Raw genomic sequence first — 1,899 nt, forward strand, 5'->3', positions numbered from 1 at the left:
ATTCGACATGACCTCGACCGATCAAGCCTCCTTGGGCCAGGGATTGAGCAGCGCTGAGGCGGCCGCCCGGCTCAATCAGTTCGGGCCGAACCAGATCCGGCCGAAGCGGCAGCGCCTGGTCATTCTGGAATTCCTGGCGCGTTTGCGCAACCCGCTCGTCCTGATTCTGCTGGCGGCCAGCGGCATTTCCGCGGTGACCGGCGATGCCACCGGGGCCTGTGTCATCGGACTCATCGTGCTGGCGAGCGTGACGCTCGATTTTTTCCAGGAACATCGCGCCGGACAGGCGGCGCAGCGTCTCGCCGCACAGGTCGAGGTCGTCGCCACCGTGCTGCGTGACGGCACGCCGTGCGAGGTTGCGCTGAGCCGGCTGGTTCCCGGAGATGTCGTCCTTCTTTCTGCGGGCAGACTGGTGCCGGCGGACGGCATGGCGCTGGAGGCCGATGACTTCTTCGTCAACCAGGCCCAACTCACCGGCGAGCCCTATCCGGTGGAAAAGCGCCTGGGCCCGACTCTCGAAGCACACACCTGGGACGCCGATGCGCCCAACGCCGCGTTCATGGGCAGTTCCGTGGTGAGCGGCTCGGCGCACGTGCTCATCCTGCGCACCGGGCCGCTGACCGCACTGGGACAGATTGCCACGTCCCTGGAAAAACAGCCGCCGGCAACCGCGTTCGAGCGGGGCACGCGCCAGTTCGGCCTGCTGATCATGCGCCTGACCTTTGGAATGGTGTTGTTCGTGCTGCTGGTCAACATCGCCCTGCATCGTCCGCTGCTGGAATCCTTCCTGTTCGCCGTGGCCCTGGCGGTGGGACTCACCCCCGAACTCCTGCCCATGATCGTGTCGGTGACGCTGGCGCGCGGTGCTTTGCGCATGGCGGACAAGAAGGTGATCGTCAAGCGCCTGTCGGCTATTCAGGACATGGGGTCGATGGACGTGCTGTGCACCGACAAGACCGGCACCCTGACCGAGGCGAAAATCCGCCTGGAGCGCCACATCGATGCGCAGAGCCGCGACAGCGCGCACGTGCTGGAACTGGCCTATCTCAACAGCCATTTCGAGAGCGGCCTGAAAAGCCCGCTCGACGACGCCATCCTGCAGCACGACGAGATCGACGCCTCCGGCTGGAACAAGCTCGACGAAGTGCCGTTCGATTTCGAACGGCGGCGCGTTTCCGTCCTGGTGGAAAGACAGGGCAGACGTCTTCTGGTGGTGAAAGGCGCGCCGGAAGACATTCTCGGCCTGTGCACCCGATATGAGCAGGAAGACGGCTCTGCAGCGCCGCTTGACGGAGCAGCCCGCGCGTGCATCACCGCGCTTTTCGACAGCCTGGGCGAGGAGGGATTGCGCGTGCTGGCCATCGCCTGGCGCGACATGCCGCCTGACCATCCGCATGCGGTGGTCACGGACGAGTCGGCGCTCATCTTCGCAGGTTTTGCGGCGTTTCTCGATCCGCCAAAGGCGAGCGCCGGGGAGGCGCTGGCCGCGATGGCGGCCAGCGGCGTCGCCGTGAAAATCGTCACCGGCGACAACGAACGGGTCACGCGCCATATCTGTATGCAATTGGGCGTGCCGATCCACGGCGTGCTGACCGGCAAGGAGATCGCGGCCATGAATGACGACGCGCTGCGCGCGCGTGTGGCCGACGTCAATCTCTTCTGCCGCGCCAATCCGGCGCAGAAAAACCGCATCCTGCTGGCATTGAAGGCGCGCGGCCACGTCGTCGGCTATTTGGGCGATGGCATCAACGATGCGCCCTCGCTGCATACGGCCGATATCGGGATCTCGGTGGACAGTGCGGTAGACGTGGCCAAGCAGGCCGCTGCCATGATCCTGCTGGAAAACGACCTCGGCGTCTTGCATGCCGGCATTCTCGAAGGTCGTCGCACCTTCGGCAA

Annotated in this window: 1 protein-coding gene; it reads left to right on the plus strand. The window is 65.1% G+C overall.

Features of this window, described 5'->3' with window-relative positions; genetic code table 11:
• Nucleotides 1-1,899 (plus strand): magnesium-translocating P-type ATPase (gene mgtA / locus B7X30_RS15550; protein WP_286731859.1); only part of this gene is annotated, 1,899 nt, incomplete at both ends.

Source organism: Thiomonas sp. 13-64-67, assembly GCF_002282795.1.
In the GTDB taxonomy this organism is placed as follows: domain Bacteria; phylum Pseudomonadota; class Gammaproteobacteria; order Burkholderiales; family Burkholderiaceae_C; genus Thiomonas; species Thiomonas arsenitoxydans.